Annotated in this window: 28 protein-coding genes and 2 pseudogenes; 9 read left to right on the plus strand and 21 right to left on the minus strand. The window is 41.7% G+C overall.

The genetic code is table 11. The features are described from left to right. Nucleotides 1–3: 3 nt before the first annotated feature. The 7 genes from HT732_RS02360 to uvrA form a co-directional block, all read right to left on the minus strand. Nucleotides 4–309 carry a DUF1292 domain-containing protein gene (locus HT732_RS02360; RefSeq protein ID WP_000017620.1) on the minus strand — a complete coding sequence of 102 codons (306 nt, stop codon included), beginning with the start codon at nt 307–309 and terminating at the stop codon, nt 4–6. A 15-nt stretch (nt 310–324) separates the two neighbouring features. Next, nucleotides 325–744: a Holliday junction resolvase RuvX gene (gene ruvX, locus HT732_RS02365; RefSeq protein WP_004239076.1), complete on the minus strand. Its 420-nt coding sequence runs from the start codon at nt 742–744 to the stop codon at nt 325–327. Nucleotides 745–747: 3 nt separating this feature from the next. Further along, nucleotides 748–1,014, minus strand: a complete 267-nt coding sequence (locus tag HT732_RS02370) for an IreB family regulatory phosphoprotein (protein WP_000507059.1) — start codon at nt 1,012–1,014, stop codon at nt 748–750. An 86-nt stretch (nt 1,015–1,100) separates the two neighbouring features. Further along, on the minus strand, nt 1,101–1,670 hold the full coding sequence (locus HT732_RS02375) for an SP0191 family lipoprotein (protein WP_173253821.1): 570 nt from the start codon (nt 1,668–1,670) through the stop codon (nt 1,101–1,103). Between the two features lie 65 nt (nt 1,671–1,735). Next, nucleotides 1,736–2,134, minus strand: coding sequence for a transcriptional regulator Spx (gene spx, locus HT732_RS02380; RefSeq protein WP_000591165.1), 399 nt, complete (start codon nt 2,132–2,134; stop codon nt 1,736–1,738). 131 nt (nt 2,135–2,265) lie between these two features. Next, a complete protein-coding gene (locus HT732_RS02385) occupies nt 2,266–3,327 on the minus strand; it encodes a Xaa-Pro peptidase family protein (protein WP_049515513.1) in 1,062 nt (353 codons plus the stop codon). Continuing rightward, nucleotides 3,320–6,151, minus strand: coding sequence for an excinuclease ABC subunit UvrA (gene uvrA / locus HT732_RS02390; protein WP_173253822.1), 2,832 nt, complete (start codon nt 6,149–6,151; stop codon nt 3,320–3,322). Before uvrA ends, HT732_RS02385 begins: the two co-directional genes overlap by 8 nt. 131 nt (nt 6,152–6,282) lie before the next feature. Between uvrA and HT732_RS02395 the strand changes: the two genes are divergently transcribed. The 4 genes from HT732_RS02395 to HT732_RS02410 all read left to right on the plus strand — a co-directional run bounded on the left by HT732_RS02395 (nt 6,283) and on the right by HT732_RS02410 (nt 9,460). Continuing rightward, nucleotides 6,283–7,227: a magnesium transporter CorA family protein gene (locus HT732_RS02395; protein ID WP_000815623.1), complete on the plus strand. Its 945-nt coding sequence runs from the start codon at nt 6,283–6,285 to the stop codon at nt 7,225–7,227. An 11-nt stretch (nt 7,228–7,238) separates the two neighbouring features. Further along, nucleotides 7,239–7,916 carry a DUF1129 domain-containing protein gene (locus HT732_RS02400; RefSeq protein ID WP_173253823.1) on the plus strand — a complete coding sequence of 226 codons (678 nt, stop codon included), beginning with the start codon at nt 7,239–7,241 and terminating at the stop codon, nt 7,914–7,916. A 140-nt stretch (nt 7,917–8,056) separates the two neighbouring features. After that, entirely contained in the window at nt 8,057–9,091 is a 1,035-nt protein-coding gene (locus HT732_RS02405) for a S66 peptidase family protein (RefSeq protein ID WP_173253824.1), read from the plus strand. 105 nt (nt 9,092–9,196) lie between these two features. Continuing rightward, entirely contained in the window at nt 9,197–9,460 is a 264-nt protein-coding gene (locus HT732_RS02410; protein ID WP_000166114.1) for a SemiSWEET family transporter, read from the plus strand. A gap of 84 nt (nt 9,461–9,544) precedes the next feature. Here the strand turns inward: HT732_RS02410 and HT732_RS02415 are convergent, their stop codons facing one another. From HT732_RS02415 to mutL, 3 genes are read right to left on the minus strand one after another with little or no spacing between them, the layout of a single operon-like run. Then, on the minus strand, nt 9,545–10,108 hold the full coding sequence (locus HT732_RS02415) for a DNA-3-methyladenine glycosylase I (protein ID WP_173253825.1): 564 nt from the start codon (nt 10,106–10,108) through the stop codon (nt 9,545–9,547). A gap of 9 nt (nt 10,109–10,117) precedes the next feature. Continuing rightward, the gene (gene ruvA / locus HT732_RS02420; RefSeq protein WP_173253826.1) at nt 10,118–10,711 is read right to left on the minus strand and encodes a Holliday junction branch migration protein RuvA; all 594 of its coding nucleotides are present in this window, start codon (nt 10,709–10,711) and stop codon (nt 10,118–10,120) included. A 15-nt stretch (nt 10,712–10,726) separates the two neighbouring features. Further along, nucleotides 10,727–12,676, minus strand: a complete 1,950-nt coding sequence (gene mutL, locus HT732_RS02425; RefSeq protein ID WP_173253827.1) for a DNA mismatch repair endonuclease MutL — start codon at nt 12,674–12,676, stop codon at nt 10,727–10,729. 205 nt (nt 12,677–12,881) lie between these two features. Here mutL and HT732_RS02430 point away from each other — a divergent pair, with 205 nt between their 5' ends. From HT732_RS02430 to HT732_RS02440, 3 genes are all read left to right on the plus strand, one after another. Continuing rightward, the gene (locus HT732_RS02430; RefSeq protein WP_173253828.1) at nt 12,882–13,322 is read left to right on the plus strand and encodes a LytTR family DNA-binding domain-containing protein; all 441 of its coding nucleotides are present in this window, start codon (nt 12,882–12,884) and stop codon (nt 13,320–13,322) included. Further along, nucleotides 13,319–13,777, plus strand: a complete 459-nt coding sequence (locus HT732_RS02435; protein WP_173253829.1) for a DUF3021 domain-containing protein — start codon at nt 13,319–13,321, stop codon at nt 13,775–13,777. The genes HT732_RS02430 and HT732_RS02435 overlap by 4 nt, the downstream gene beginning before the upstream one ends. A gap of 215 nt (nt 13,778–13,992) precedes the next feature. After that, nucleotides 13,993–15,255 carry an NRAMP family divalent metal transporter gene (locus HT732_RS02440; protein ID WP_000075803.1) on the plus strand — a complete coding sequence of 421 codons (1,263 nt, stop codon included), beginning with the start codon at nt 13,993–13,995 and terminating at the stop codon, nt 15,253–15,255. Between the two features lie 180 nt (nt 15,256–15,435). Here HT732_RS02440 and nrdI read toward each other — a convergent pair whose 3' ends face one another. The 3 genes and pseudogenes from nrdI to HT732_RS02455 form a co-directional block, all read right to left on the minus strand. Next, entirely contained in the window at nt 15,436–15,906 is a 471-nt protein-coding gene (gene nrdI / locus HT732_RS02445; RefSeq protein ID WP_000849611.1) for a class Ib ribonucleoside-diphosphate reductase assembly flavoprotein NrdI, read from the minus strand. Between the two features lie 77 nt (nt 15,907–15,983). After that, on the minus strand, nt 15,984–16,520 hold the full coding sequence (locus HT732_RS02450; RefSeq protein ID WP_000729038.1) for a hypothetical protein: 537 nt from the start codon (nt 16,518–16,520) through the stop codon (nt 15,984–15,986). Between the two features lie 60 nt (nt 16,521–16,580). After that, a pseudogene (locus tag HT732_RS02455) lies at nt 16,581–16,775 on the minus strand (helix-turn-helix domain-containing protein); the annotation flags it as partial. Between the two features lie 116 nt (nt 16,776–16,891). Between HT732_RS02455 and HT732_RS02460 the strand changes: the two are divergent. Further along, the gene (locus HT732_RS02460; RefSeq protein WP_173253830.1) at nt 16,892–17,461 is read left to right on the plus strand and encodes an MptD family putative ECF transporter S component; all 570 of its coding nucleotides are present in this window, start codon (nt 16,892–16,894) and stop codon (nt 17,459–17,461) included. A 148-nt stretch (nt 17,462–17,609) separates the two neighbouring features. Here HT732_RS02460 and HT732_RS02465 read toward each other — a convergent pair. The 8 genes and pseudogenes from HT732_RS02465 to HT732_RS02500 all read right to left on the minus strand — a co-directional run. Further along, nucleotides 17,610–17,828 (minus strand): annotated as a pseudogene (locus HT732_RS02465) (hypothetical protein); the annotation flags it as partial. 22 nt (nt 17,829–17,850) lie between these two features. Beyond that, a complete protein-coding gene (locus HT732_RS02470) occupies nt 17,851–19,095 on the minus strand; it encodes a transporter (RefSeq protein WP_173253831.1) in 1,245 nt (414 codons plus the stop codon). 184 nt (nt 19,096–19,279) lie between these two features. Continuing rightward, a complete protein-coding gene (locus tag HT732_RS02475) occupies nt 19,280–20,017 on the minus strand; it encodes an Rgg/GadR/MutR family transcriptional regulator (protein ID WP_240155825.1) in 738 nt (245 codons plus the stop codon). A gap of 262 nt (nt 20,018–20,279) precedes the next feature. Next, complete coding sequence (locus HT732_RS02480; RefSeq protein ID WP_023932463.1) at nt 20,280–20,972, minus strand: methionine ABC transporter permease; 693 nt, start codon at nt 20,970–20,972, stop codon at nt 20,280–20,282. 1 nt (nt 20,973) lies between these two features. Beyond that, nucleotides 20,974–22,035: a methionine ABC transporter ATP-binding protein gene (locus HT732_RS02485; RefSeq protein ID WP_000085662.1), complete on the minus strand. Its 1,062-nt coding sequence runs from the start codon at nt 22,033–22,035 to the stop codon at nt 20,974–20,976. Further along, the gene (locus HT732_RS02490) at nt 22,028–23,401 is read right to left on the minus strand and encodes a M20/M25/M40 family metallo-hydrolase (protein ID WP_049513070.1); all 1,374 of its coding nucleotides are present in this window, start codon (nt 23,399–23,401) and stop codon (nt 22,028–22,030) included. Before HT732_RS02490 ends, HT732_RS02485 begins: the two co-directional genes overlap by 8 nt. A 96-nt stretch (nt 23,402–23,497) precedes the next feature. Next, nucleotides 23,498–24,352: a MetQ/NlpA family ABC transporter substrate-binding protein gene (locus HT732_RS02495; protein ID WP_125454341.1), complete on the minus strand. Its 855-nt coding sequence runs from the start codon at nt 24,350–24,352 to the stop codon at nt 23,498–23,500. 153 nt (nt 24,353–24,505) lie between these two features. Further along, nucleotides 24,506–25,336: an amino acid ABC transporter substrate-binding protein gene (locus tag HT732_RS02500; RefSeq protein WP_173253833.1), complete on the minus strand. Its 831-nt coding sequence runs from the start codon at nt 25,334–25,336 to the stop codon at nt 24,506–24,508. 94 nt (nt 25,337–25,430) lie between these two features. Here HT732_RS02500 and HT732_RS10460 point away from each other — a divergent pair, with 94 nt between their 5' ends. After that, complete coding sequence (locus HT732_RS10460; RefSeq protein WP_041171571.1) at nt 25,431–25,553, plus strand: hypothetical protein; 123 nt, start codon at nt 25,431–25,433, stop codon at nt 25,551–25,553. The last annotated feature ends 29 nt before the right edge of the window (nt 25,554–25,582 follow it).

Below are 25,582 nucleotides of genomic sequence, written 5' to 3' on the forward strand. Positions count from 1 at the left end.
TTTTTACTCCTCCATAAAACTATTGAAGACTTCTTCAATCATGTTCCATTCGTCTTCTGAGTCTTCTGGGATTGGTTGCAATTCGCCTTCTGTTCCATCTTCGTTTTCGATGAATGAGTAAGCTTGGATTTCAACTTGTCCGTCTTCATCTTCTTCTGCGTTAACTGGTACTAGAAGAACATAGTTTTTACCAAATTCTTCTTTTCCGTCAATCGTCAAAAGGATTTCAAACAAGGTTTCGTTTCCTTGCTCATCTACTAGTGTGATTAGTTCACGTTCTTCGTGGTCGTGGTTATGATCGTGTGACATAGCCTCTCCTTTATATTAAAATTTTCTATCTAAATAATTTTGTAAAATCAGCTGAGCTGCTAACTTATCAATGACTTTCTTGCGCTTATTGCGACTGATATCTGCTTGTTCAATCAACATGCGCTCAGCAGCCACTGTTGTCAAGCGTTCATCTTGATAGTCTACTGGTAAACCAAAAAGTTCTTCTAGCTTCGCTCCGTAGGCTTGACTAGCTTCCACGCGCGGGCCACTTGTATTGTTCATGTTTTTAGGCAAGCCCACTACAAATCGTTCCACCTTATAAGTATCAACCAACTCCTTAACGCGGTCAAAACCAAATTGGCCTTGCTCCTCATTGATTTGGATGATTTCAAGTCCTTGAGCTGTAAAACCGAGCGGATCGCTAATTGCCACCCCTACCGTTTTTGAACCGACGTCCAATCCCATAATTCTCATAGGTTATAGATCGACTCCTTGTCCTTTAAGGTAGTAGCGGACCAATTCCTCAACGATTTCATCACGCTCATACTTACGGATTTGATTTCGTGCATTATTATAACGAGGAACGTAGGCAGGGTCTCCACTCAATACGTAACCTACGATTTGGTTAATTGGGTTGTAGCCCTTATCGTTCAACGAAGCATAGACATCAGTCAAAGTTTCACTAATTTCTTTTTTATTGGAATCGTCCAATTTAAAACGTACTGTTTCTTCAGTAAATCCCATTCTAACACCCTCTTTCCTTAGAATAGTACCATTATAGCATAATTCCTTACGTTCTACAATTCAGGCAGTCTATTTATTTGGATTTTCTACTGTTCTGTCGCGCCATTTGCCAATCTGTCTGAAATATATTTGCTTGGTTCATTTTTCAAAAGATTTTCCAAGCCAATATTCTTCAAATATTCCAACTGGGAAGCCTTTTTGACGTCCAAAACTTGAAAATCAAAACTAGTCGTTGTTTGAAGTTCTGTTGCGCTTAATAGTTTTGTTTCAAGCTTAAAGCCTGCTAATTTACGAGCTTCTATGATGGACTCATCCTTCTCCTCCGCCTCAAGGAGAGCTTTTTGGGTTTCTTCCACTCCATGTTGGTCAATATAAGTCTTCAACTCATCAGAAACTGGACGTTTTTGTTGAATCGTTAAGCTCAAAAAAGTCTTGTCCTTGTATGTAATGGTTTGGGTTTGCTGGCTACCATCATCTGATTTCGGCAAGACCAAAGTCTTGGTGACAACTGTATTCTTCTCAGCATTCTCAATAACTGGCAATGCCGACTGAAGCGTATCCTTTTCTGTTTTTGTAGCTGGTCCAGTTTCTTTTTTCTGTCCGCAACCAACCAGGATAAAAAGGAAAGCTAGACTAACAAGAACTATTTTTTTCATTTCTTTCTTCTTTCTTTTTGAAATTAAAATAGAATAAGACTGGGAATTGCTCCCAGCCTTGATGTTTATAGAGCTGCACGCAAACGTGCTTCTGCATTTTCTACATTACGGACAGAGCGTGGTAGGAAGGCACGAATATCGTCTTCCTTATAGCCAACTTGCAGGCGTTTTTCATCTACAAGGATTGGGCTCTTTAAAATTCTCGGCGTTTCCATAATCAGATTGAGGACTTCATTGACACTCAAATCTTCAATATCCACTCCAAGGGCTTTGGCATAGCGATTTTTAGATGAAACGATGCTGGCTATTCCGTTATCTGTTTTGGTTAGAATATCCAGTAATTCTTCTCTCGTAATTCCTTCTTTACCAAGGTTTTGTTCTTTATAACTTAACTGGTGGGCATTGAGCCAGGTTTTTGCTTTTTTACAGCTAGTACAACTTGAGACTGTATAAATTTTAATCATGTACCTACCCCTTTCGCTACATGTTACTATCAGTTTAGTCTATTATACCATAAAAAACATCCGACTTGCGACCTATTTTTAAATTTTTTTGACTTTTTTCGTCATTTTCGTACTTTTTTCTTGACAAATAACTAAATGACTATCAACTCTTTTGGAGCTAGGGTCAATAATTCACAACCTGTCTCTGTAATCAGAATGTCATCCTCGATACGAACGCCATATTTGCCTTCGATATAGATACCTGGTTCATCTGTCAAGGCCATACCTGCCTTAATAGTTTCTGTAGAAGTCTGGCTAAAGTATGGTTCCTCATGGATATCCAGGCCAATACCGTGGCCAATACCGTGAGTAAAGTAGTCGCCATAGCCTGCCTCGATGATAATATCACGAGGGATTTTATCAAAGTCACGGAAGCCTAAGCCTGCCTTGGCTTGATCGATTAAGGCTTGGTTGGCTTTTAGAACTGTATTGTAAATCTCTGCCTGCTCGTCGCTGACATGCCCCAAATAGATAGTCCGTGTCATATCACTGACATAGTGGTCATAAAGGCAACCGAAGTCCATTGTAATGGCTTCTCCTAGCTCCACTGGTTTGTGCATAGGATGGGCATGGGGTTTGGAAGAGTTGATGCCACTTGCTAAAATAGTATCAAATGATAGGCCTGAAGCTCCCAACTCACGCATACGGAAGTCAAGGAAGTTGGCAATCTCAATTTCAGTCTTTCCTGGCTTAATAAAGTCAAGCGCATCGCGGAAAGCTTGGTCTGAGATAGAACAAGCCTTGCGAATAGCTGCAATCTCCGCCTCATCCTTAATCATTCGAAGACCTTCAACAAACTGAGTTTGTGGAAGCAAGTCAATTCCTTCAAAGGTTGCCTGCATACGGTGGTAATAAGAGACTGAAATCTCATCTTCAAAACCGATACGAGACAAGCCCATGTCCTTGACAATGCCTGCAATGACAGCCAATTCATCACGGTCAGCCACAATCTCAAAGCCACTGGTTTCTTGCTTGGCTGCAATGATATAGCGAGAGTCTGTCACCAAGACCTGACGGTCACGGCTGATAAAGACTGTTCCGTTTGAACCCCAAAAACCAGTCAAATAATAGACGTTTTTAAGGTTATTGATGATGATGCCATCTAGTTCTTTTTCTTGCATTTTAGCTAGAAATGCTTGTACACGTTTATTCATGATGTAACTTTCCTTTCAAATACTGTCCTGTGTAGCTGGCTTCGTTGGCCACTACTTCTTCTGGAGTTCCTGTTGCGATGATGGTTCCACCACCGACACCGCCCTCAGGTCCCAAGTCAATAATATGGTCTGCCGTCTTGATAACATCTAGATTGTGCTCGATAACAAGGACTGTATTGCCATCGTCTACAAAGCGAGCCAAGACTTTAAGCAAGCGAGCGATATCCTCTGTATGGAGTCCTGTCGTCGGCTCATCCAGAATATAGAATGATTTTCCTGTCGATCGTTTGTGGAGTTCACTAGCCAGCTTCATACGCTGGGCTTCTCCCCCAGAAAGGGTGGTAGCAGGTTGCCCCAATGTCACATAACCAAGTCCCACATCCTTGATGGTCTGAAGTTTACGTTTAATTTTCGGAATGTGTTGGAAGAACTCTACCGCATCGTTGACGGTCATGTCCAAGACCTGCGAGATATTCTTTTCCTTGTAGTGGACTTCTAGGGTTTCACTGTTATAGCGGGTTCCGTGGCAAACTTCACAAGCCACGTAAACATCTGGCAAGAAGTGCATCTCAATCTTGATAATCCCGTCACCTGAGCAGGCTTCACAGCGACCACCCTTGACGTTGAAACTGAAACGACCCTTCTTGTAGCCTCGAATCTTGGCTTCATTTGTCTGAGCAAAAAGGTCACGTATATCGTCAAAAACTCCTGTATAGGTAGCTGGGTTGGACCTCGGCGTCCGTCCAATTGGACTCTGGTCAATGTCAATCAAACGATCAACATGCTCAATCCCTGTAATAGTCTTAAATTTACCAGGCTTATCTGAATTGCGGTTGAGCTTCTGGGCAATGGCTTTTTTGAGTATACTGTTGATCAAGGTCGATTTCCCTGAACCTGATACCCCTGTCACTGCGATGAATTTTCCTAGTGGGAAACGAGCTGTGACATTTTGCAAATTGTTCTCACTTGCTCCTATTACTTCGATAAAACGACCATTTCCGGCACGGCGCTCGTCTGGCACTGGAATGGCACGTTTGCCTGACAAGTACTGGCCTGTGATAGACTTACTGTTACGAGCTACCTGTTTGGGCGTACCTGCGGCAACAATCTCCCCGCCAAAAACACCTGCACCGGGACCAACGTCAATCAGATAATCAGCCTCACGCATGGTATCTTCATCGTGTTCCACCACGATAAGAGTATTACCCAAATCACGCATCTTTTTGAGACTGGCAATCAAACGATCATTGTCCCTCTGGTGGAGCCCAATTGACGGCTCATCCAGGATATAAAGGACTCCTGATAGGTTGGAACCAATCTGGGTCGCCAAGCGAATACGCTGACTTTCCCCACCTGAAAGGGTTCCTGCCGAACGTGACAGAGTCAGATAATTAAGACCCACATTATTAAGGAAGGTCAAACGATCCTTGATTTCCTTGAGAATGGGACGAGCAATGATGGCTTCATTTTCAGACAAGGTTAGCTGGCTCACCAAGTCCAAGTGGTCTGCGATAGACAGGTCTGAAATTTCTCCGATATGTGGTCCTTGCTCACCACCAACACGGACAGACAAGGCCTGGTCATTGAGGCGATAGCCGTGACAGGTTCCGCAGGTCAGCTCATTCATGTAGAGGCGCATCTGAGTGCGGGTGTAATCGCTGTTTGTCTCGTGATAGCGACGCTTGATATTATTGACAACTCCCTCAAAAGGAATGTCAATATCGCGCACACCACCAAATTCATTCTCATAGTGGAAATGGAATTCCTTGCCATCTGATCCATAGAGAATCAAGTTCTTATCTTCTTCTGACAAGTCCTCAAAAGGCTTATCCATATCCACTCCAAAAGCTGTCATAGCCTGCTCTAGCATGTTTGGATAGTAGTTGGATGAGATAGGATTCCAAGGTGTCAGCGTCCCCTCACGTAGCGTTTTGCTGGCATCTGGCACTACCAAATCAGTATCCACCTCCAGCTTGATGCCCAAGCCGTCACACTCACTACAAGAGCCAAAAGGAGCATTGAATGAGAAGAGACGTGGCTCTAACTCTGGAACAGTAAAGCCACAAACCGGACAGGCATAATGCTCAGAGAAGAGCAACTCCGAATCGTCCATGGTGTCGATAATGACATATCCTTCTGCGATACGAAGGGCAGCCTCAATGGAATCAAAGAGACGACTACGGATACCCTCCTTGATAACAATACGGTCAACCACGACATCAATATTGTGTTGCTTGCTCTTAGACAACTCTGGCACTTCGGTCACATCATAGACTTCCCCATCCACACGGACACGGACATACCCATCTTTCTGAACCTTCTCGATAACACTCTTATGTTGGCCTTTTTTCTTGCGGATGACAGGGGCCAAGATTTGCAAGCGCTGGCGTTCAGGTAACTCCAAAACCTTATCCACGATTTGCTCCACCGAAGAAGCTTTGATAGCTCCATGACCGTTGATACAGTAAGGCGTCCCCACACGTGCGTAGAGGAGACGCAGATAGTCATTGATTTCAGTCGTTGTTCCCACCGTCGAGCGAGGATTTTTACTAGTCGTTTTTTGGTCAATGGAAATAGCTGGGCTGAGACCATCAATAGCATCTACATCAGGCTTCTCCATGTTCCCCAAAAATTGACGAGCGTAGGCTGACAAACTCTCTACATAGCGACGTTGTCCCTCAGCATAGAGGGTGTCAAAGGCCAGACTGGATTTCCCTGAACCTGACAAACCAGTCACAACAACCAACTTGTCTCGCGGAATCTCCACATCAATATTTTTTAAATTATGGGCACGCGCCCCATGAATGACAATTTTATCTTGCATCTTTGTTCTTTCTAGTCCATTATTGCTTACCATTATACCAAAAAAAGTGAGATTCTATTACCCAAAAAGCTGAATTTGTAGTATAATAGTACGGTGTGAAAAAATCTGAAAAATGAGAAAGGATAAGGGATATGAAACAAGTTTTTCTCTCTACAACAACTGAATTTAAAGAGATCGATACACTTGAACCGGGTACTTGGATCAATCTCGTCAATCCAACTCAAAATGAATCACTGGAAATCGCTAACGCCTTCGATATCGATATTGCCGACCTTCGAGCACCGCTCGATGCGGAAGAAATGTCTCGTATTACCATTGAAGACGAGTACACCCTGATTATCGTTGACGTGCCGGTCACAGAGGAAAGAAATAACCGCACCTACTACGTAACCATCCCGCTTGGTATTATCATCACCGAGGAAACCATTATCACTACATGTTTGGAACCTCTACCAGTCCTCGATGTCTTTATCAACCGTCGTTTGCGTAATTTCTACACCTTCATGCGTTCGCGTTTTATCTTCCAGATTCTTTATCGCAATGCAGAGCTTTACCTAACAGCCCTTCGTTCGATTGATCGTAAGAGTGAACAGATTGAAAGTCAACTGCATCAATCAACTCGTAATGAAGAATTGATTGAGCTCATGGAATTGGAAAAAACCATCGTCTATTTCAAGGCCTCCCTCAAAACAAATGAGCGCGTGATTAAGAAATTGACCAGCTCAACCAGCAATATCAAGAAATACCTTGAGGACGAAGACCTGCTTGAAGATACCCTGATTGAAACCCAACAGGCCATCGAGATGGCAGACATTTATGGAAACGTCTTGCATTCTATGACAGAGACCTTCGCCTCTATCATTTCTAATAACCAGAACAATATCATGAAAACCTTGGCCCTTGTGACCATCGTCATGTCCATCCCAACCATGGTCTTTTCTGCCTACGGGATGAACTTTAAGGATAATGAAATCCCCCTAAACGGTGAGCCAAATGCCTTCTGGTTAATCGTCTTTATCGCCTTTGCTATGAGTGTCTCGCTCACTCTCTATCTCATCCATAAAAAATGGTTCTAAGAGGAGTTCCTATGTCTCAGATTGATCTACAAAAATTAACAAAGAAAAACCAAGAGTTTGTCCACATCGCTACCCAACAATTCATCAAAGATGGGAAATCAGACGCTGAAATCAAGGCTATTTTTGAGGAAGTTATTCCCCAAATCCTTGAGGAGCAAGCCAAAGGTACGACTGCTCGCTCCCTCTATGGCGCACCGACCCACTGGGCGCACAGCTTTACTGTCAAGGAACAATATGAAAAAGAGCATCCAAAAGAAAATGATGATCCAAAACTCATGATTATGGACTCAGCTCTTTTCATCACTAGCCTCTTTGCCCTCGTCAGCGCCCTCACAACCTTCTTCTCAGCAGATCAAGCTTTCGGCTATGGTTTGATTACTCTCCTATTAGTTGGACTGGTTGGTGGATTTGCCTTCTACTTGATGTACTACTTTGTTTACCAATACTATGGACCAGATATGGACCGCAGTCAACGTCCACCTTTCTGGAAATCTGTACTGATTATCCTAGTTTCTATGTTCCTTTGGTTGCTTGTCTTCTTTGCAACAAGCTTCCTACCAGCTAGCCTTAACCCAGTACTTGCTCCATTGCCGCTGGCTATTATCGGAGCAGCCCTCCTAGCCCTTCGCTTCTATCTTAAGAAACGATTGAACATCCGAAGCGCAAGTGCAGGACCAACACGCTATTAAGAAGAATCATAAAAGCAACTGCAGGCGCGGTTGCTTTTTTACTACTTTCTTGATTTTAAAGCATTCTTCTGAAATTCCACATAGCTCTATCTAATCTTTTGTGATAAAATAGGCTCAATCTATTTCTAGGAGGATAAAATATGATTTCTACTATTGGTATTGTTAGTTTATCTAGTGGCATTATCGGAGAGGACTTTGTCAAACACGAAGTGGACTTGGGTGTCCAACGTCTCAAGGACCTGGGACTCAATCCTATCTTTTTGCCTCATTCGCAAAAAGGATTAGACTTTATCAAGGACCATCCTGAAGCGCGTGCGGAGGATTTGATTCATGCCTTTTCTGATGATAGCATCGACATAATCCTATGCGCCATCGGTGGAGACGATACCTATCGTTTGTTGCCCTACCTTTTTGAAAATAACCAACTCCAGAAAGTTATCAAACAAAAGATTTTTCTTGGCTTCTCGGATACAACCATGAACCATCTCATGTTGCATAAACTAGGAATCAAGACTTTTTATGGTCAATCCTTCTTAGCAGACATTTGTGAATTAGATAAAGAAATGCTGACCTATAGCCTTCACTACTTCAAAGAATTGATTGAGACAGGAAGAATCTCAGAAATCCGCCCTAGCAATGTTTGGTATGAGGAACGAACTGATTTTAGTCCCAAGGCTCTGGGAACACCTCGTATCAGTCATGCAAATACTGGTTTTGAGCTGTTGCAAGGAAATGCCCAATTCGAGGGAAAAATCCTCGGTGGTTGCCTCGAATCCCTCTACGATATCTTTGACAACTCTCGATACGCAGACAGCACGGAGCTCTGCCAAGAATACAAACTTTTCCCTGACTTGTCAGACTGGGAAGGAAAGATCCTCTTGCTAGAGACAAGCGAAGAAAAGCCTGAGCCGGAAGACTTCAAAAAGATGTTGCGGACTTTAAAGAACACTGGTATATTCGAGGCCATCAGTGGACTCCTGGTCGGAAAACCTATGGATGAAACTTTCTATGACGACTATAAAGAGGCACTATTGGATATTATTGACAGCAATATCCCGATTCTCTATAATCTGAATGTCGGCCACGCAACTCCAAGAGCCATTATCCCCTTTGGGGTCCATGCTCATGTAGATGCACAGGAACAAGTCATTCGCTTTGACTATAACAAAAAATAAATAGTTTCTCTATTTTTGTGCTTTTGTATTCGTTTTCGTTACAATTTGTATCTGAATTTATTGCATTTCGCTAATTTCTATGATATCCTTTTGAAGGAGGTGTATATGACAAAACAAAAAATTAATCGAATCGTAGGTTCTATTGGTGCCTTTATTGGAATTATAGTATTTATTGCCTACATACCTCAAATTATCGCTAATTTACAGGGAAATAAAGCTCAACCATTTCAACCTTTATCAGCTGCTATATCTTGCTTAATCTGGGTTATTTATGGATGGACAAAGGAACCTAAGAAGGATTGGATACTAATCATTCCAAATTCAGCTGGTGTTATTTTAGGTGGAATCACTTTTTTGACTTCACTCTAACAAATCTAATAGTATATATAAAAAGCTGGGAAAAATTTCTCAGCTTTTTTCTATATTCTCAGATATGCTAGTTACCTGTACACACTAATTCCTGCTTTTCCATTCACAATCATTCTCGTGGTCATCAACTAGTCCTGCAGCCTGTAGAAAAGACAAGACGGCGACTGGGCCTGTGAACTTGAAACCTCTTTTTTTGAGATCTTTGGCTAATTTCTCAGACAAAGCGGTTTTAGCTGGGGCTTGGCGATAATCAGGAACATCATTAACAATCGTTTTCCCCTCAACAAAAGACCAAAGATAGACATCAAAAGAGCCATATTCTTCCTGTAGTCGTAAAAATGCTTGGGCGTTAGCGCGTGTAGCAAAAATCTTGGCTCTATTTCGGATGATGGCTGGATTATCCAGCAAGGTTTCCAATTCGGTGTCGGTCATCTCTGCGACTACTTGAATTTGATAGCCATAAAATGCTTCTCGGAAAGCCTGGCGTTTGTTGAGCACCGTTTCCCAAGACAGACCAGCCTGATAGGTTTCCATACACAACAACTCAAACAATGCTTGGTCATCATGGAGGGGCTGCCCCCACTCCTCATCATGATAGGCGATGTAGAGCGGATTGGTCATCTTGACCCACGAACAACGTTTTGTCATGCTCTGCTCCTATTTGACCAACATTTTAAGGGCCGACTTGATATAGTTCTCAGCTGTATCTGCCGTTCCTTCAAAGAATTTCTTGATTTTCTTGAGTTCGGTCTCCTTGTAGCCCAGAGCCAACATGGCTTCCATAGCTTCTTCCAGTTCTTGGTTTTCAGCGCTTGCTTGCACTGTCACCTTGGCAGGAAGATCATCTCCTGCAACTACTACCTTGCCTTCCAAGTCCAGCACCATCTGCTGGGCTGTTTTCTTGCCAATTTTTGGGAACTTGGTCAAGTAGGTGATATTCTTGGTTTCGATGGCTTGAACCAAGCCAGCATTGTCATCAGCAGCGATAATAGCGAGAGCTGATACAGGGCCAATTCCAGATACCGAAATCAGACTGAGAAAGAGCTTTTTCTCATCTTCTGAGCGAAATCCATAAAGTAGATGGGCGTCCTCACGCACGACCTGATGCACATAAATTTGAGCCTCCTGATTAACCTGACCTGAATAGGCATAAGGATTGGCCACATGCAGGATATAACCGATACCATTGGTTTCAAGAACAATGTATTTAGCAGTGATTTTGGTAATGATTCCTTTTAAATATTCGTACATAGTTTTCCTTTTAGTTTAATATTTCCCCAACTCACGGAGACTGGTGTGATTTTCCTGAATGCGTCGGAACATCTTTTCCATATCCGACTTGGTAAAATGCACCAAAACAGGACGTCCGTGAGGACAGTTATAGGGATTGTCACATTGAGAAAGCTGATAGAGGAGTTGTCTAGCTGAATGATCATCAATACGATGATTGGCCTTAATAGACCGTTTGCAGGACATCATGATAGCCAGCTCTGCTCGGTATTTCTTGATAGAAACTTCCTTGGTCAAAAGGAGCATGTCACACATTTCATAGATGCCTGACTCAATCTCTTCTTCTGCCATCCAAATAGGATGTTCGCGTAAGATAAATTGATTTTCTCCGTACTCTGCTAGAAAGACGCCCACTTCCTCTAAAAGAGGCATTCTTTCCTTGAGACGCAGGGCATCATCCGCAGGAAACTCAAAGATGTAAGGCACTAGAAGTTGCTGCTGGCTCTGGTCAACATTGCCAATGCTTTCACGGTACTCCTCGTACTTAACCCGTTCCTGAGCCGCATGTTGGTCTATGATGTACAGTCCATCTCGCCCTTGGGCAAAGAGATAGGTCCCATGCATCTGTCCGAAAAATTCCAATTCTGGGAAGCTGGATGATTCTTCTCGCTCCAGCTTGTCATAGGCTTTATCCAGACTGGCTAAATCTAACTCTGGATGGTCTAGTTGGTCGTAGTTAGCAGGCTTTCTCTCTGCAAAATGCAGTTTTGCTGGCTTGGTTAGCTGATCCAAGGTTTCCTTGGCAAACAGGGTTAAGTCCTGCCCTTCCTCAGTTAATTCAACCTGATAATCAGCTACCTCAGCTTGACTGGATCTTGTCGGCTCAGTCTTCTCATAGTAGAGTGTATTTTCTTTGAGTGGGAGAATAGTTTGCTCCACCTTCTCACGATTGCGCACGGTCGATTTGGCAAGATTTTCCAAGGCATCTGGAATCAAGGTTTGTTCCTTGAGACTGTTTGCAATAGCTTCTGAGACCAGCGCCATCAGTTCTTTTTCCTTGGAAATCCGCACCTCTTGCTTGGTCGGATGCACATTGACATCCGCTAGATAGGGGTCAATATGGATATGAATGACAGCCAGTGGAAAACGCCCCACCATAAGCTTGCTTCCGTAACCATCAAGAATAGCACGATTGAGTAAAAAGTTCTTGATATAACGGCCATTGATGAAGAGGCTGATATAGTTGCGGTTGGCTCTAGTTAACTCAGGCAAGGACACAAAGCCAGAAATTTCGAAATCAAGATCCGAATTCTCAATTTCAATCATCTTCTTGGCACTCGCCAAACCGTAAATCCCTGCGATTGCTTGTCGCAGTTGACCAGTCCCAGCTGTCCGCGTCATTTCCTTGCCATCACTAATCAAGCTAAAAGAAATTTCAGGATGGGCTAAGCCCAGACGGTTGACAATATCAATGATATGAGACAACTCTGCTTGCTGGCTCTTCATATACTTGAGGCGGGCAGGCGTGTTGAAAAAGAGGTCCTCCACACAAACCTTGGTTCCCACAGGACTAGTCGCTGGGATGACTTCCTCAACTTCACCCCCACGCACGACTAACTTGGTTCCATGACTCGCACCATCCACCGCAGTCAACAGAGTTAAGACACTAACAGACGCTATAGAAGGAAGGGCTTCACCACGAAAACCAAGCGTCCGAATCCGAAAAAGATCTGCTTGATTTTTTATCTTACTGGTTGCATGGCGACGCAGGGCCAATTCCACCTCATCGTGGGCAATTCCATGACCATTATCTGTGATTTGAATCTTCTTGAGACCAGCTTCCTCAATCTCAATGATAATCTGGCTAGAGCCAGCGTCAATGGCATTCTCTACCAACTCTTTAACCACACTGGCAGGACGTTCAATGACCTCTCCAGCTGCAATCTGGTTTGCCAGCACCTCTGGCAATTCAATAATATGAGACATTTTTCAGCCCCTTTCTGTATCTATTTTCCTAGAAATTGATTAGTGCTATTATACCATATTTCAGATAGGACAGAAAAGCTCCACCACATAGGATACAAATCCCTCCACATAGACAAAGTCCCTTGCCAGGTATCGTAAAATAGTGTTTAATAAAGGTGTACAAGAAGTGATCACAATTTTGTATGAAAAACAAGGAGAGAAATTTATGAAAGTAGAACTACAGATTAGTGAGACTTACAAGGAGGAAAAACTGATTGTCCAAGCACCTCAGCCGACAGATAAAGTCCAGAAAGTCATCGAGTTCGCAGAAAATCTGGATCGAACAGAAAAAATCAAAGGGAAAATCGATAATCAGGTCTATCTCGTTAAGATTGGTAAAATTCAACGCTTCTATATCGAGAATCGGAAGGTTCTAGCAGAAACCGCGAGTCAGACCTACAGCATTGATTTACGACTCTATCAGGTTCTTGAAATTCTGCCAAGCAATTTTATCCAAATTTCCCAATCAGAAATCATCAATATCGACTCCATCTCCCATCTCAAGCTTACGCCCAACGGCTTAGTAGAAATCTTTCTAAAAAATGAAAGCTTCACCTACTCTTCACGCCGTTACCTAAAAACCATCAAGGAGAAATTAGAACTATGAAAAAACAAATCTTCCACGACGCAACTACTGGTGTCCTCATCGGCCTCATCCTCTCTATCATCTTTTCACTCATTTATGCACCAAATACCTACGCACCACTAAATCCCTACTCTATCATCGGCCAAGTGATGGCTCAACATCAGGTTCACGGTGCCCTGGTCTTGCTCTACTGTACTCTTATCTGGGCAGCCATCGGTATTCTCTTCAACTTTGGTAAACGATTATTCAGCCGTGACTGGAGCATGCTTCGTGCCACTCTGACTCATTTCTTCCTTATGCTGGCTGGCTTTGTCCCACTAGCAACCCTAGCAGGTTGGTTCCCCTTCCACTGGATCTTCTATCTCCAGCTCATTATCGAGTTTGCGATTGTCTACCTCATCATCTGGGCTATTCTCTATAAAAGAGAAGCTAAAAAAGTAGACCACATCAATCAACTCTTGGAGCATAAAAAGTAAGAACCTCATAATAAGCAAAACCGAGAAAGAAACTTCTCGGTTTTGCTTTACCCTGCTGTACCTTGCTATCATAGCAGTTATTTTCAGATCTTCTTTATAAATTTTCTGTAATTTTCTATCTTTTTTCAAAATATTCTTGCATTTTCCCAAAGTTTTTTGTAGAATATAGATTACATATCCAGATTATTCTGAAAATTCAAAAAGGAGTATCTATCATGTCACAAGCTATTTCGTTAAATCAATCAACCTGGACAAGTAAACTAAAAGCAATGGGACCTGGAATCCTAATGGCTTCTGCCGCTGTTGGAGGTTCTCACATTGTATCTTCCACTCAAGCTGGTGGTTCTTATGGGTGGTCTCTACTCCTCTTGGTCATCTTAGCCAATGTCTTTAAATATCCATTTTTCCGTTTTGGTGCTGAATACACCGCTGATACTGGAAAGACTTTGGTTGAAGGTTATGCCGAAAAAGGAAAACTCTATCTCTGGATTTTCTTTATTCTCAATGTCTTTTCGGCTATGGTCAACACAGCTGGTGTTGCCATTCTGTGCTCAGCTATCATCGCCAGTGCCTTCCCAATGATTGGACTTAGCATCACTCAGTGGTCCCTCATTCTCGTTGCAATCATTTGGGCTATGTTACTCTTTGGAGGCTACAAACTCTTAGACGGCATGGCAAAATGGATCATGTCAGCTTTGACCATTGCAACTGTTCTTGCAGTTATCATCGCGGCGGTCAAGCATCCAGAATACAGTTCTGATTTTGTCGAGAAAACACCTTGGCAAATGGCAGCCCTACCCTTCATCGTTTCCCTCTTAGGGTGGATGCCGGCTCCTATTGAAATTTCAGCTATCAATTCACTTTGGTCTGCTGAAAAGAAAAAGACCGTCAACTTTAACACAGAGGACGCTCTATTTGACTTTAACGTTGGTTACATTGGAACAGCTATCCTAGCTGTGTTCTTTGTAGCACTGGGAGCATTGATTCAATATCCCACAGGGCAGGCGGTTGAAGCCGCTTCAGCCAAATACATCTCTCAATTCGTGGGCATGTATGCCTCTGTTCTTGGCGAATGGTCCCGTTACTTGATTACATTTATTGCTTTCCTGTGTATCTTTGGAACAGTTATCACTGTTATAGATGGCTATTCTCGTGTTAATCAGGAATCTCTCCGACTTCTAATCAGTCAAAAAGAAGACAGTAGTAAATCTTTGAACATCTGGATGACCATCACTGCTATCATCGGTATCGTCATTATCAAGTTCTTCGCTGGTCAGGTGTCAACCATGCTCCGCTTTGCTATGATTGGTTCTTTCCTGACAACACCATTCTTCGCTCTTTTGAATTACGCCTTGGTAACGCGTGAAAACAAAAATCTTCCTTCTTGGCTCAAACACCTTGCCATTGCAGGATTAATTTTCCTCTTTGGCTTCGCCATCTTCTTTATCTACGCACTTGCAATCGGAAAAGCAGGATAATCGACAAAGCGCGAGATGAAGATAAGGTTTCATTTCAAGAGAAAATTCAGCAAATATTTCTATGATAAAAAGCATAAGAACAAGGTTTTGAAGACCTGAACTTATGCTTTTTTTACATTCTCAAAGACTGCTTATACTCAAAAAGCAGTTAGCAAATCCCAACTGCCTCTTATAACTACCTTAATTCTCTCTTTCCAACTCATACAAATCTGCGATAATAGCTGCGACATGTTTGATATCTCCCAGCATACCTCGCATTTCAAAATCAGCCAAGACAGGGAAACCAAAACGTTGACTGTATTGCTTGGCTGTCAGGCAGTATTGGTTATTAAAGTTACGATTTCCTGAACCAACCACACCAAAACACTTACTAGCATTGTCACCATAGGCGATAAAATCCCCAACGGGTGTCGTCAAAATCTCAACATCTCCGTTATCAACGCCATTCCCACCTTCGAGATAGGTCGGCAAAAAAGCGACATAGGGATGGTCCATTTCATAGAAATCTTGGCCTTCCTTGACCAAATCCTTGATATGAATCTTTTGAACCTCAATTCCCTCGTACTGGGACAAGAGATAGTCTTTCAAGCGCGTCACAAAACTTTCAGTGTTGCCACTCAAACTAATATAAACTAAAGAAATTGTCTTCATATGTACCTCCATGATTTTATTTTTAATCGAAAAAGAACTACCAAGATTGTAACTTGATAGCTCTTTTTTGTCAATACTTAAGCAACTTCTTCTGTTTCCTCTTCTGCCAAGGCTTTCTGTTGTCGCCACATCTTATAGAAGACAAGGGCTAGGAAGAGAATATTGATGACGATATAGAAAATGCTGACAGCTTTTGAACCAATACTCATTGTCAAACGCATAGTCTCATCTTGAACCAACTGCACAGCGTCCTGTAAACCAACATAGCCATAAATCGAACCGATAATAGCTAACAAAACATAGCCAACATAAGTATAGTTTGCATATTGCAAATTCTTACGAATAAGGAAGACAATCGCTACTACAACTAAAATAGCAGATAGCACAATCAAAGCAACATTAAAAATAGAATGAGATATTTCTGCCACTCTATAGCTATAATTAATGCTATCTTCTACCTGCTGAGCACTGACCCCTGCAACCTGTTTCTGAGCGGCAGCGGAACGAAGGACTTCTTTGCTAGGTATGGGACCCAACATTCCAAACAGAGATGAAACTGAAATAAGAGCAGACAAGATTAGCAAGACCCATAGATAAATTGGTTTCTTTTTCATAATAGAACCTCCTAATAATATTATTCATATTATAGCACCTTTTGTAAGGGAATACAAGTCTTATAGTATCGTTTCTACCTGTTTTCGGTAGGCTTTTGGTGATTTTCCGCACAATTTTCGGAACACTTTATAGAAATATCCCACGTTACTGTAACCAACAGCATAACAAATATCTTCGATACTGTCACTGGTTGAAAGCAAAAGTTGTTGGGCGGCCTTAATACGTTGTTTGTTTAGTAACTCTGCAAAACTTGACTTGATACCTTCAAATTCCGAAATACCTGACTATTAACTTCGATGCTGCGCCCATTTACAATCCCAGCAAACCGTGATACAATGAGAATTGTGAAAAAATTATCAGGAGACAATTCATGAAAAAATCTATCTTAACTACACTGCTTTTTGCAGTTCTTTACTTCCTCTGCATGGGGATTGGTGTCCTTTTGGGCAATCTCTTTGACCAAACTGGAAACATGTTTTATGCGCCTGCCTTTACTGCCCTTGTCGGCGGTAGCGTCTATATGATCCTAGTCGCAAAAGTTCCGCGCTTTGGAGCCATTACCACTATCGGCCTTGTCATTGCGCTCTTTTTCTTAGGAACTAAACACGGTGCCGGTGCCTTCCTTCCTGGAATTATCTGTGGCCTGCTAGCAGATGCAGTAGCTCTTTTAGGAAAATATAAAGATCAAACAAAGAACTTCCTTTCTTTTATTCTCTTTGCCTTTAGCACATCAGGACCAATCCTACTTATGTGGATTGCGCCCAAAACCTATATGGCAACCCTTCTAGCAAGAGGAAAATCCCAAGAATATATCGACCGTATCATGGTCGCGCTAAATCCTGGAACCGTCCTTCTATTTATCGCAAGTATTGTCATCGGAGCCCTAGTGGGTGCCTTGATTGGACAAGCCTTGAGTAAAAAATTTGCACAGAAAATCTGATTACTAAAAAAGAGCCACACGGCTCTTTTTTATTTATGGCTCAAGACTTAGTCAAGAAGTCTCCCAAGAATTGATACTCTTCGAAAATCAAATTCAAACCACGTCAACGTCACCTTGCCGTACTCAAGTACAGCCTGCGGCTAGTTTCCTACTTTGCTCTTTGATTTTCATTGAGTATGAATTTAAAGATAATCAAAATGATAATGATGGTTGCCAAGATAGTTTTATCGTGATTGTAGCGGTTAAATCCATAAGCGATGGCTACGTTACCAATACCACCAGCTCCAACCGCTCCGGCCATAGCTGTTTCACCAACAAGGGAAATCAAGGTCACAGTCGTCACACGGATCAAATCTGGAAGACCTTCTAGTAAGCCTGATTTTCCTAGGTTAAAATTTTTTACCCGAAAAACTTCTTTTTTCTAGTGATAAAATCAACCCTATCACACTCACTACCAAAAACACACACCAACAAAGCCTGATATCTTGTAAAGCTAAGAAGGAAAATACAGACATCCCCAAGGGTAATGTTAGGGAAAAAATCATACTCAAGAGATTATTACTTCTAGCTAATACATCCGCGCTCAAATTAGACAATAACAGAGTATCTAATTTAGGCATTGATTTCGACATCAAATACATGACAAAGGCTAAGCAAACAACACCTACTAGAGGAGAAAAATCTAAAATATTAGCAGTAGCAAGCAAGACAAACAGACTTGCATTGAGCGATAGCAAACTTGAAAAAGACAATTTACCAAAATAATCATGGGGAGTTAAGCTACCAAGAATAGCTCCTCCCAAGCTAACACATTCGATTAAAAATAGGACCTGAGCATAGCTGAGATGATAGATAGTATGGTCTAATAAGTAAAAGTGATAAATACCTCCAACAGCTCCTCCTAAAGTATTCATTACCAAAATGACAAGAATCATTTTAAGCAATGATTGACTTTCTCTCTGTCTAAAAATATCATCCATGTCCGCATAGATTGCCTTAACTTGTTGAGGTAAACTAATCGACTTATCCTCTACACTTACAGACAAATGCGTCAATTCTCTTCTATTTTTGAACAAAATGAGAGAAGATAGTAAAAAGAAGCCAGCATTCACAATTGCAACAAAAGAAAAATTTTGGTGGCTTGTTGTGAGTAACCACACTCCTAAGGCTTGACCTCCTAGATTTGATAAATAGGAAACAAACTGAGTAAATGAATAAGCTTCATAGAGCTTATCTTCCGAAATATTATGCTGGATAATCGGCATACGAAGGCCTGCTGTATAATCTGATAAAATATCCGAACAGATATTAACCATACAGATAACAGCAAACGTTACGAAGTTCTGGTCATGAATCACACTAGCAATCAAAAGAAATAGTAGACTTTGCACACAACCAACCCAGATAATTGTCCCTGCTTTATTCCGAGTATGATCAGCCTTAATCCCAACATAAAAAGTAAATAGGAAAGGTAAAATCGTAATCATATTCGCCATAAATACAGCTATATTTTTAAAGGGTAGACTCGCAGCATAAACGATAAATACCAGATTATAAATATAAGCTCCACTTGAGCTCAAAAACCTTGATAAGGTCAGTATTCTAAATAAATGATGTCTTAAGAATAGTTTCATAACAGGCCTTTCTCACATTTCAAAGAGTATTCTATTGAATTCAGTCTAACAAAAAAAGCGGGGCTCCCCACTTTTTTGTAATATATTTTTTCTGAAAATAGAAATTCTAGCGCCTAGAAACTGCTAATTATCAATCCATCTACAAGGCTATTTATTTTTCATCAGTCGATGTAACAAGAATATATTACAAATCTTTATTTGAAAGCTGATTTGCAAAATAGTTTTCATAGTATCTTGCACCATCTACATACTCTAAATCTTGTAAGATTGTAATGCCTCTCTGGATTTTTTCAAGACCCTTATTTTCTACTTTAAAAATAGTATCATAATACCCTTTAGCAATCATATAAATGATTTTAAGATAAGCTTCAGATTCTGGTAAATCGCGGTTTTCAATCTGAAAGATAAAATAATCTGCTTTTAATTTATCCTTTCCCTCTATCGCTTTAAAGAGTCCATTAATCAAAATGGTGTCAATACCAACTTTGTTACTAGGTAAAGAGCCTAATAAATCCGTCTTTTGTAACATCTCCCTAGAATATTTAAAATAGAGGGGCAGAGGAAACAAAGTAGAAATCGTTGAAAATAGTTCCAATTCATAATTTCCCCAGATGTCAATAGTAAAAAAATAGTCATAGAGAAAAGTCAGTTCTTCATCCGTTGCCCTTATTTTTGAATCAAAAAACACAAGAAGGCTTTTGATACGAATCATTTGTAAAAGATAGCTTGTTTCACCACTTGATCTATACTTTTGAGTCGTCTCTTCATACAAGGAGTGTAGAGAATCAATCCCTTCTCTGTCATATAAATCCCAAAGATTTTCTTGAAAAGCCAAAACCTTTTTCTTAGAAAAACCACGTACCAAGTACATAAATTCATTCAAATCAGAGTGTATGTTATCTAAGGCAGTAATCAATTTCATAGAGGATAAATCTGCTTCTCCACGCTCAAATTTGCTCAGCATGGAATAAGTAAACTCTCCTCCCGTCGCCTCCTGTAGAGATACATTCCGGCTCTTTCTCAATTCTTTAAAAACTTCTCCCAGATTTTGCATATTGACTCCCCACAATTCTTAACTCTCTAACTCATAAAAGTAACGGTTGATAGCAACCAGTACAGAGAATTTTAAGTCTTGACTATAACGACAACTCCTATGAATGATGTACAGATTGCCTAGCTCTTTTTTATTTATGGCTCAATTTCTTAGTCAAGAAATCTCCCAAGAATTGGATTGCAAAGATAATCAAAATGATAATGATGGTTGCCAAGATAGTCACATCGTGATTGTAGCGGTTAAATCCATAAGCGATGGCTACGTTACCAATACCACCAGCTCCAACCGCGCCAGCCATAGCTGTTTCCCCAACAAGGGAAATCAAGGTCACAGTCGTTACACGGATCAAATCTGGAAGACCTTCGGATAGGTAAACTCCCACGATGTCCCAGAAGGTCGCTCCGCTCGCTTGAGCCGCCTCAATGACACCACCATCTAGCTCAGCCAAGACAACCTGCACTTGACGGGCAAAGAAGGCAAAGACTGCAAAAGATAGCGGTACGATAGCCGCATTTGGACCAATGCTTGTTCCTACGATTAGATGAGAGAAGGGTGACAAGACTGCCAAGAGAATGATAAATGGTACCGCACGGAAAATAGAGGTGATTTTATCCAAAATCCAGAAAACGACCTTATTTTCCAAGACACCACCTGGAGCTGTCAAGACAAGGAAAAGCCCTGCAACCAGTCCTAAGAAACCTCCGATGATAAAGGAAAGAACCGTCATATAAAGAGTCAAGTAGATAGCTGTCCCCCAGCCAGCTTGACCAGACCAACCCATCTTATAGACATTTGGTAAATAGGTTTGAATCAATGATTCCATCTTACTGTCCTCCCTTCAATACTTTTAATTGTACGCCTGCTTGACGAATGGCTTCTTGGGCGCCTGCCAAAGCTGCTTTTTCACCTGACAAGACCACAACTAATTCTCCAACAGGAGTGCCATCAAGAATTTCGATATTTCCATAGAGGATATTAGCCGTCACTTGATAATGCTTGTACAATTCATTCAAAAGTGGCTCGTCTGTTGAAGCACCTGCATACTTGAGCTGCACCAAAATGCTGTTTTCAGACAAGTGTTCCACGATTTCTTGCTTCTCGATTTTGACCATAGCTTCGTCAATACCTGTGGCTGTTGAGATAAAGTCTTGAGTTAAAGGTTGTTTAGGGTCTGAGAAGATTTCAAGGACACTGCCCTCTTCAATCAAATGTCCATCCTGCATAACTGCCACACGGTTGGCAATATCTTTGACGATCTGCATTTCATGCGTAATTAAGACAACAGTTAAGCCTAATTTTTGGTTCAAATCTTGCAACAAGGCCAAAATCTGCTTGGTTGTCTTCGGATCAAGGGCAGAAGTTGACTCGTCTGAAATCAAGATTTTTGGATCATTGGCCAAGGCACGCGCAATGGCCACACGCTGTTTTTGCCCTCCAGATAGTTGTGAAGGGTAGTTTTCAGCACGGTCTGCCAAGCCAACCAAGTCCAACAACTTAGCTACTTTAGCCTTCTTTTCTTCCTTGCTGAGTCCAGAGTGTTTAAGGGCAAAGGCTACATTCTCCTCTGCTGTCTTTTGACTCATCAGATTGAAATGCTGGAAAATCATCCCGATATCCTGACGTTTACGACGCAACTGCTCGGCTGTCAAGGTCACCTTACCATCAAAAATCACATCGTCGTCAATGGTAATTTTGCCTGCAGATGGCTTTTGCAAGAGGTTAATCACCCGTACAAGGGTTGATTTCCCTGCTCCAGAATATCCAACGATTCCGTAGATATCCCCTTCTTGGATATGAATGGTCACATCCTTGACCGCTGTGATAGTTCTCTTCTTCTGATGAAAAGTCACATCGATCTGATCTAACTTGATAATGTCTCTACTCATAGCTTCTAATCAGCTCCTCTACTAATTCAATATGGGTGTAGTAATCGGCGATTCGCACGTTCTCATCTCCACCGTGGTCTCGGCTATTGGCATTTCCTAGACCGAAGGCCACCATTGGCACCTCTAGGGCATCAAAGACCGTATGCATAGGCCCTGTCCCAGCTGTCGTCGGCAAGACTGAAACGCCCTGTGGATAGAATTTCTTGGCCAACTCGATTACATTGAGAATGGCTGGTGCGCTCATATCGCTTCGATAGCTCATCTCTCCCAAGGTATAGTATAATTCTACCCTATCAAAGCCATTTTTGTCTAGCTGTTTCCGAATTTTTTCCAGAACATCATGCGGTTCTAAGCCCGGAACCAGACGAACCTCTAGCTTGGCACTGGCTTCTGCAGGCAAAATAGTCTTAACACCCTGACCTTGATAACCAGACTGAATCCCTTCGATATTAAGCGCTGGCTCGAAAAAGAAACGTTTTAGAAAGGCCATCCGCTCCTCCTGTAAGAGAGGCAACTCCAATCCATAAATCCGACTGACTTCCTCTGGGTTTCGTTGACCATAAGTTTCTAGCAAGGCCATTTCTCGTTCATTTGGCTCTTGCACTTCTTCGTACAAACCTTCAACCAAGATACGGCCATCTGCGGCACGAAGAGACTGTAGAGCTTGAAGGAGATACCAGGGAGCTGATTCCACAACCCCACCATAACTCGAGTGGATATCGACATCAGCGCTTTTCACCTTGGCATCAAAGGTCACAATCCCCTTATTTCCACCAGAAATTTCTAGCTGTTCCAAGGCATTTTTGGTCCCTTGTTCCCAGACCAACAAATCCGCCCCACGGAGTTTATCCGCATGTTTTTCCAGATACTTATCTAGGTCTGTCGAGGCCGATTCCTCCGCACCCTCCATGATAAAGCTGATATTGACAGGCAAATCATCATGGTGCTGCATATATTTTCTCAAAGCACTCAAACGAGCTGTGATATGACCCTTGTCGTCATCAACCCCACGTCCATACATGAAACCATTGCGCACCGAAAGCGTAAAGGGATCCTCTGTCCAGACCTGATCTCCGTCCGCTGGCACAGTGTCATAGTGGTTATAGAAAATCAGGGTCTTGGCATCTGGACGTGAACTCTTGAAATGCGCCATGACAAAAGGCGCCGTGTAAGTCTCATCAATCTCCACTTCAGCCCCCACACGCTTGAAAATCTCACCCAGATAGTTTGCGACTTCCTTAAGTCCAACCTGCTGGGCAAAGACCGACTTCTTAGAAATCAAGGTACGCAAAACCTCAAAATAATGCTGGGCTACATGATCCTTTTCAAATTTTTCAATCTGTTCTTGTTCACTAGGAAAAACCATATTCTCTCTACCTTTCTATGAACTACTCTTCCTGACAATCCATGCTCTATACAAAAGCAAGAGGTGGAATTCTCTCTCCCACCTCCCTGTTTCTTATTACCAAACTGGTTGATCCAAACCGTCTGATGTTTCTTCGATAACTTTTTTCACTTCATCTGTATGGTAAGCTGCGATCACTTTCTTGATAGCATCAGCTTTTGGTGATGACTCCCAATCTTTTTTCGCAACGATGATGTTGTACCATTGTTTTGAGTTTTCATCAGCTTGTTCTTTGAAAAGTGCTTTCTTGTAGTCCAATTTTGCTTCTGTAACAAAGGTATTGTTTACAACGGCAGCGTCAACTGATGACAATGAACGAGCTGTTTGGCTAGCATCCAATTCAGTGATTTTCAAGTTCTTTGGATTTTCTTTGATGTTAGCAACTGTTGCAAGAGCAGTTCCTGAAACGTCCAATTTAATCAAGCCAGCTGATTGAAGCAAGTAAAGCGCACGGCTTTCGTTTGTAGCGTCGTTTGGTACAGCGATTTCTCCGTTTGCTGGGATGTCTTCTACTTTAGTGTACTTGTTGTCACTTCCATTCAAACCTGAGTAAAGGCGGATTGGAGAGATGTAAGTATCAGCAATCGCTACAAGGTCTTTTCCGTTTTCTTTGTTCCAGTTGTTCAAGAAGTTGTAGTGTTGGAAAGCGTTCAAGTCTACTTCGCCATCAGCAGTTGCCTTGTTTGGTTGTGAGTAGTCTGTGAACTCTGTAAATTCCAAAGTGATTCCGTCTTTTTTAACCAATTCTTGAACTTTATCCCAACGAGCTTCTTCAGAACCGCTACGGTTGACAGTTGCAATTTTGATAGTTGTTGCATTGTCTGCTTTCTTTTCTGAGTTTCCGCAAGCTGCAAGAGCCAAACCTGCGACTGTAGCAAGGGCTGCTACGCCTAACCATTTTTTGATTTTCATGATTCTTTCTCCTTAAAAATAATACCGTACTAGTATCTCATACTTTCTTCAATTGCACAAATTGTTATTAGATAATCAGAGATATAGTTTAAAACTATATCCTTAAAGACTTAGAAATCACCCATCTTACTCAGAATGGATGATTTCAAGAAATTATTTAATATCAGCTTCTGCTGGTAGATAGGTGTCCCCGAAGAATTGTTTAGACAATTTTTCAAGCGTTCCGTCTTTGTAAAGTTCTTTGATGCGTTTGTCTACAAATGATTTCAACTCATCTTGACCCTGAGCAAGAAGTGGGTAAACGTAAGGTTGTTGGTCGCTTGGAAGTTCGATAACTTTCAAGTTATCCAAACCTTGGTTCTTGATCACTGTTTCAACACCGATTTTATCAAAAATCTTATAATCAAATTGGCCATCGCTCAAACGCACCATGATTTGTTGGAAGTCTGCCTTAGTATAGTTAAGGATAGTTGGGTTGTCCGGGTGTTCAGCATTGTATGCTTCTAACTGCTTAGCTGATGTAGTGGCTTGAACGACTTCCGTCGATTTTCCACCGATATCAGCGAGAGACTTGATGCTAGAGTCATCTTTCTTCACTACAAGGACATTAGGGTTTTGGGCAATTGGTGCGGCATAAAGGTATTTCTCCGCACGTTCTTTAGTGTAGCTAAGATTGTTGACAGCCATATTGTAACGGTCAGCGTCAAGACCAGCAAATACACCTGACCATTCTGTCTTTTCAAATTTGACATCATACTTGTCAGAGTCTTTAAAGATAGCGCGAACCACTTCAATTTCATAACCAGTCAATTCGCCATTTTCTTCATAGATAAATGGTTTTGGCGAGCCATTGGTTGCAACGATGATTTCTTTCTTGCTAGCTACTTCTCCTTCTTTCTTAGCACCACCTGAGCAAGCCGCAAGCACACCTGCAGCAACAAGCGCAAGGGCCGCAAGAGATGAGTATTTAACGATTTTTTTCATGTCATTTCCTCCAAAATAGAATACCTTATAATCTTAACAGAAAAAGAGCATTTACGCCATTATATGATATCTATCTCTGTGATAAGTTTTGTTTATGGCTGATTTATACTCAATGAAAATCAAAGAGCAAACTAGGAAGCTAGCCGCAGGTTGCTCAAAACACTGTTTTGAGGTTGGAGATAAGACTGACGAAGTCAGTTACATATATCTACGGTAAGGCGACGCTGACGTGGTTTGAAGAGATTT

It is taken from the genome of Streptococcus sp. 5346 (assembly GCF_013277455.1).
In the GTDB taxonomy this organism is placed as follows: domain Bacteria; phylum Bacillota; class Bacilli; order Lactobacillales; family Streptococcaceae; genus Streptococcus.